Genomic DNA, 5,978 nt, shown 5'->3' with positions numbered 1-5,978 from the left:
ACCACGGTCGCGCCTTCGGCGATGAAAGCGCGCAAACCTCCGGAGTGGTCACCATGATGGTGGGTCAACGCCACGTAGCGTATCGGCTTGTTGGGAATCAGCTCCTTGATCTTGGAGATAGCCGCCTGTGCCGCTCCGGTGTTGAGCGGTGCCTCCACGGCGAGAATGTAGTCGTTGAAACCCACGGCCAGCACGCTGTAGCCGCCTCCTCCCACGTCCTGGATCTCGTACACGTCCTCGGCGAGCTTGGCGGTCTTGATCGGGCGCCCGGCAGGGAACGGCGGCGCTTCCTCGAAGCCCTCCGGCTTCTGGAACAGACTATCGTCCAGCTTGGCATTCAGCACGAAGTCGGAGTAGCGGAATTCGGTGTTCACTTCGCCGGCTACGAGTTGGGTCCACTTGCCCGGCACTTTCAGCCCGCCGACCGCCTGGTAGTCGGAGAAGATGATCTCCGCCGACGTATCGCCCGTCAGTGGGTCGGGGAACAGCAGTTCGTACTTGCTCAACAGGTTGGTCTGGGCATCGAAATAGAGCGCCAGCGCGGAATTGTCCGTATGCGCGTACGCAATCACGTTCTGCTTGCGGCCTTCAAAGGTGCCTTCGCCCAGCCAGCGCAGAGTCAGGTTGCGCTGCTGCGCGTTGCGCAGGATCTCATGAGGCAGGCGCCGGTAGAACTGGCCGACGGGCGGGCCGCTCAGCGTCGTTTGCGGCAGCTTGGTGAAGGTGCGCGCGATGAAGTCGATGTTGTATCCCTCGCCGCCGCTCACGATAGTGCGGTTCTTGAAATCGAAGCCGGCCACGCTGCCCTCGGTGTCTCCGACCAGGCGGTTGCCCTTGACGTCGAGCACCAACCGGTCTTTTTGCCGGCCCGCGCGGTAGGGCGGCTGCGCGCTCTCCATCTGCTGGCGCGGCGTGAGCGTGCCTTCACGATTGAAGGAGATGTTCTCGACGGCGTCGATGGCCGCCTGTCCCCCGTGGGCCTCGATCGCCGCCTCCAGGACGCGGCGTGCATTCTCGTACGAACTCTTCAGTGCCGTTGCCGGATCTTGTGCGGTAGCGGACACTGCGGCCAGCAGCAGACCAGCCGCCAGCCGCATAAAGACTGCCAAGGGAGTGCGCATCAGAATCCTCCGGATTTCGAATTACCGAGCAAGGCGGCAATTCTTTCCGGGTGTGGGACAGGGCGCAAGCACCTTGGGACGACAGGGACTGGAGGGATAGCCGAGCGGTCCGAATGAAGTCGCAGAAAGCAACGGGCGGGGATAGCGACGCCGCGGTAATGGGCAGCAAACGGGCGCTCCCCGAGGGGGAGGAAGTGGTCAGGTAGAATGACGCTCGGTGCCCTACAGTTCGCAACAGGTCCGCATTCTGCTGGTTCTCACGCTGCTGAACTTCGTCAACTACATCGACCGGCAGATCGTCTTCCCGCTCTTCGGACCCATCAAAGATGAATTCCTGCTCAGCGACCAGCAGTTGGGACTGCTGGGCACCGTCTTCACTCTGGTGCACGCGCCCCTCAACGTACTGTTGGGATATGCCGCGGACCGCGTCTCGCGCCCCCGCATCATGACCCTGGGCGTGCTGTTCTGGAGCGGGGCCACCTTCCTGAGCGGCCTGGCGGGATCGTTCCGTTCCTTGCTGGCGGCACGCGCTCTGGTGGGGGTGGGCGAGGCCGCCTATGGTCCCGCCGGAACCGCTATGCTCACAGGAGCGTTCCCGCCGGAAATGCGGGCCCGCGTGCAGGGGTTTTTCAACGTGGGAATGTTCATCGGCGGCGCGGCCGGACTGGCAGTGGGCGGACTGATCGCCGACCGCATGGGCTGGCGGCCGGCGTTCTTCCTGGTGGGCTTGCCCGGGCTGGTGTTGGCCGCAGCCATGTATCGCGTGCCGGAAGTCCCGCGGCCGCCGCGCGCCGAGACCGTTCCCTTGCGACATCTGTTGCGCGTACCGGCCTACGTCACCTTGTTGGTGAGCGGCTGGTTCGTCACCTTTGCCGCCCAAGCCTATGTCACCTGGGGTACGGAATTCGTTCGCCGGGACAAAGGATTCACCTTGAGTCAGGCGGGCGTGAGCTTGGGCACCATCGTGGTGGTGGCTGGAGTGCTCGGTGTAATGACCGGCGCCTGGCTCGCGGATCGCTTTGCGCGAATCTGGCCGTGGGGCCGCGTGGCGGTCGTCTTGGCCGGTTTCCTGTTGGCCACGCCGCTGGTTCTGGGCGGGTTGCACGCCGAGGACAAAGTGATGTTTCTCGGCCTGTTCTTCGCGGCTACATTCTTTATGAGCTGGTATCACGGACCGGTGATTGCCATCATCCACGACCTGGTACCGGAGCGCGCTCACGCCACCGCGGTCGGTGTGACCTACTTTCTGGTGAATTTTTCCGCGCCCGCACTGGCCCCCTGGGTGGTGGGCCTCATCGCAGACCGTTACGGGCTGCTGGCGGGCATGCATGCGGCCGTCGGCGCGCAACTCATCGGGGGCTTGCTCTATCTCTTGGTGATTCATTTCATCCGGCGGGACGGGCTGCGGCATCCGGTCTTGGCCGGCTATCACGCCGCGTCGCCAGCCATTCCGTCGACGGGGAATGTCCAATGAACCGCGTGCTTTTCTGTCCGCCCACGTATTTTGAGGTTCGGGACGTGAAGAATCCCTTCATGGAGAACGCTGCTCCGGTGGACAAAGAGTTGGCAAAACAGCAATGGGAGGGAGTACGTAGCGCGTTTGCCGGCGCCGGCTTCACGCTCGAAACCATTGCGCCGGTTCCTGGCCTGGAGGATATGGTCTTTTCCAATAACCAGGTATTCGTAGGGACCCACAAGTCGCTCGGTCCGTTCATTGTGCCCAGCCGCATGCGATATCCCTCGCGCCAACGCGAAGTGCCGTACTACACCGATTGGTTCCGGGCTCGGGGCTACCGCGTGATCGAACTCAATTACGGTGACGACTACCTCGAGGGCCATGGTGACCTTCTCTGGGATCCCGACTTCTCACGCGTCTGGGCCGGCTACGGCGTCCGCTCCACGCGCGGTGGTGTGGAAAAGTTCAAGTCAGCCCTGGCCGAGTTGGGCATCGAGGTCGTCCCGCTCGAGCTCTCCGACCCACGCTTCTACCACCTTGATACGTGCCTGGCTCCCCTGGCGCCCGGCTCCATCCTTATCTACCCGGGAGCATTCACACCGCCGGCCCTGGAGGCAATCCGCCGAAACGCGTTGAGGGTACACGAGGTTAGCCTGCAAGAAGCCTTGCGGTTTGTTTGTAATGGAGTATCTGCTCACGAGCGATTTATTACCCCGGAGTTAACTCCGGGTCTTCAGGTAGCCCTTGAGAAAGAAGGGCTTACGGCAATACGCGTGCCTACCTCCGAGTTCGAAAAGTCAGGTGGGAGCGTGTGCTGCCTTAAACTGTTTTTAGAATGAATAAGTTACGGGTCAAAGAAAAAGCTTGACCGGGCTTCGCCAATGGCCCTAAGCTAGCTCTCCAAAGCTCTGGTTCCCCAGGTGGTTTTCAGTTCAAGATTTCCGGGAGGGGAGCCAAGATGTTCCTCCAAACAGCAACTTTTGGCGAGGTTCCCCCATCTAATTGGGCGACAGAGGATTATGGGTATCGGTGCGGGGAAGGATTGACGAAAGTCAGCCCTCCAGCCAAGGGTTCTCAAGACAAGCTGTCAGAACATCAAGGAGTGAGAGGAGGTCCCACCTATTATGCGTTCTGATCTGGTTTACGACGCGCTGCGCACGGTGAACAACCGGTACGTCCTGTGCCAGTTGGCGTCGAAAGCGACTCGTCGGTTCCATCGTCCTGCCACTCGCGTGCAGGAAACCATGAATGAAGTGCTGGGCCGCCTGGCGGATGCGCCTGCCGCCGAGCGGGTGATGGCCTGGCCGGAAAACCATCCCGGAGCGGAGCGTCGCGCGGCGTAACCCGCCGCGCGCCGCACGTTCTTCCTCTTCGCAAGCTTCCCGTTTTCCACTCTTCCTTCCTGAAGACCCGAACCTCGTAGGGGATCATGACCATTGCTGAACTGAAAGAAAAGAACATCCAGGAACTCAGCCAGATTGCGCGCGGCCTGGAGCTTCCCGGCGCCGGCGGCCTGCGCAAGCAGGACCTGATCTTCAAAATCCTGCAAGCGCAGAGCGAGAAAGAAGGGCATATCTTCGCCGAGGGAGTGTTGGAAATCCTGCCCGACGGCTACGGATTCCTGCGTTCGCCCGACTACAACTACCTGCCCGGCCCCGACGACATCTACGTCTCGCCGTCGCAGATCCGCAAGTTCGACCTGCGCACCGGCGACACCATCAGCGGCCAGGTGCGCCCACCCCACGAGGGCGAGAAATACTTCGCACTGGTGAAGATCGAAGCGGTGAACTTCGAGTCGCCGGAGGAAGCCCGCAACAAGGTCCTGTTCGACAACCTGACGCCACTCTATCCGCAACAGCGCGTGAAGCTGGAGACGGCGAAAGACAACATCTGCGCGCGAGTGATGGATCTGCTCACGCCTATCGGCAAGGGGCAGCGCGGGCTCATCGTTTCGCCGCCCCGCGCCGGCAAGACCATGCTGCTGCAGAACATCGCCAACTCCATCACGTCGAATCATCCCGAGGTCGTTTTGATCGTGCTGCTCATCGACGAGCGCCCTGAAGAAGTCACCGATATGCAACGGTCGGTGAAGGGCGAGGTCATCTCCTCTACCTTCGATGAGCCGGCCGCCCGCCACGTGCAGGTGGCCGAGATGGTCATCGAAAAGGCCAAGCGGCTGGTCGAGCACAGGAAAGACGTGGTCATCCTGCTCGATTCCATCACCCGCCTGGCGCGCGCCTACAACACAGTGGTGCCGCCATCGGGAAAGATCCTGTCGGGCGGCGTGGACTCCAACGCCCTGCAACGCCCCAAGCGCTTCTTCGGCTCGGCGCGCAACATCGAAGAGGGAGGCTCACTCACGATCGTGGCCACGGCCCTGGTCGACACCGGCTCGCGCATGGACGACGTGATTTTCGAAGAGTTCAAGGGCACGGGCAACATGGAGATTATTCTGGAGCGGAAGCTGGTGGACCGGCGTGTGTTTCCGGCTATCGACATCCAGCGTTCCGGCACCCGGAAGGAAGAGCTGCTCATCGCCAAGGACGACCTGGCGCGCATCTGGGTGCTGCGCAAGGTGCTGAACCCGCTCTCGCCCGTGGAGGCCATGGAATTGCTCATCGACAAGCTGGGCAAGACCAAGGCCAATAGCGAATTCCTGGGTAACATGGCAGCGCTGTGATCCTTCGACTCACGGCACGAAGTTTCTTATCCTCGACAAACTTGTTGACAGCGCCGCTCTCAAGACTTCTGGAGGATTTTGAAGTGGCGCTCTTTAGTGCCGGGTCCACCTCTCCAGCTCTCTGCCCGGCACTTGGGGTGCAGAGAAGGGTTCGCTCGAGACTCAGTCCTCCGCCAGCGAGTCTGCACTTCCGATTCTCTCCTCGTGCGCGCTTCCAAGTCTCGCGAATTGGCGGCACTTTTCTCCAACGGTCCAGAACCCTCGCTGTTGAAGCACGGCATACGGACTCTTCTGATTATCCAAAAGATATTCTCATAATGTAACAACTGACAACGAGGAAGCGCGCGGTCTCACCTATCCTTGCTGTCGGCCTTGCTCCCTCGTGCCTCTGTCGTAGGCGGTTCGTCGAGCCTGGAACGCAGCTCGTTGCCATCAAAGAGGCAAGGTAAAGAGCGCCTCGAGGTTTTGTTCTTCGAGATCAGTTCAACGGCGCGATCCACCCAGAAGGACACTAATGCGGTGGAGCGGTTGCCCAGCTCATCAGTCACGCAGAGCCTGGCGTCCACCATAGTTCCGTGAGGGTATTTTTTCGGGATTGGTTTGTACCCAACGCCGAGCAACAGTCCAGAGATCGGAACCCCCTTGCGCACTTGCTTGCGATGATTCAGAACGACCTCCCTCGGGAATTCAGGACCATCCCTTCCAGGAATCTTGTACACGT

Annotated in this window: 6 protein-coding genes; 4 read left to right on the top strand and 2 right to left on the bottom strand. The window is 61.0% G+C overall.

The genetic code is table 11. The features are described from left to right. The coding region (locus tag VLE48_11540) for an MBL fold metallo-hydrolase (protein ID HSA93636.1) at nt 1–1,121 on the bottom strand (1,121 nt) is incomplete at its 3' end. 217 nt (nt 1,122–1,338) lie between these two features. Between VLE48_11540 and VLE48_11535 the strand changes: the two genes are divergently transcribed. The 4 genes from VLE48_11535 to rho all read left to right on the top strand — a co-directional run bounded on the left by VLE48_11535 (nt 1,339) and on the right by rho (nt 5,257). Further along, nucleotides 1,339–2,595, top strand: a complete 1,257-nt coding sequence (locus VLE48_11535; protein HSA93635.1) for an MFS transporter — start codon at nt 1,339–1,341, stop codon at nt 2,593–2,595. 44 nt (nt 2,596–2,639) lie between these two features. Beyond that, nucleotides 2,640–3,416, top strand: a complete 777-nt coding sequence (locus tag VLE48_11530) for an arginine deiminase-related protein (GenBank protein ID HSA93634.1) — start codon at nt 2,640–2,642, stop codon at nt 3,414–3,416. Nucleotides 3,417–3,701: 285 nt separating this feature from the next. Further along, nucleotides 3,702–3,920, top strand: a complete 219-nt coding sequence (locus tag VLE48_11525) for a hypothetical protein (GenBank protein ID HSA93633.1) — start codon at nt 3,702–3,704, stop codon at nt 3,918–3,920. 86 nt (nt 3,921–4,006) lie between these two features. Continuing rightward, nucleotides 4,007–5,257, top strand: a complete 1,251-nt coding sequence (rho, locus tag VLE48_11520; GenBank protein ID HSA93632.1) for a transcription termination factor Rho — start codon at nt 4,007–4,009, stop codon at nt 5,255–5,257. A 350-nt stretch (nt 5,258–5,607) separates the two neighbouring features. Here the strand turns inward: rho and VLE48_11515 are convergent. Further along, nucleotides 5,608–5,978 (bottom strand): hypothetical protein (locus tag VLE48_11515; GenBank protein HSA93631.1); only part of this gene is annotated, 371 nt, incomplete at its 5' end.

It is taken from the genome of Terriglobales bacterium, assembly GCA_035454605.1.
GTDB lineage: Bacteria > Acidobacteriota > Terriglobia > Terriglobales > Acidobacteriaceae > DATMAB01.
This window is presented reverse-complemented; position numbering and strand designations above follow the sequence as displayed.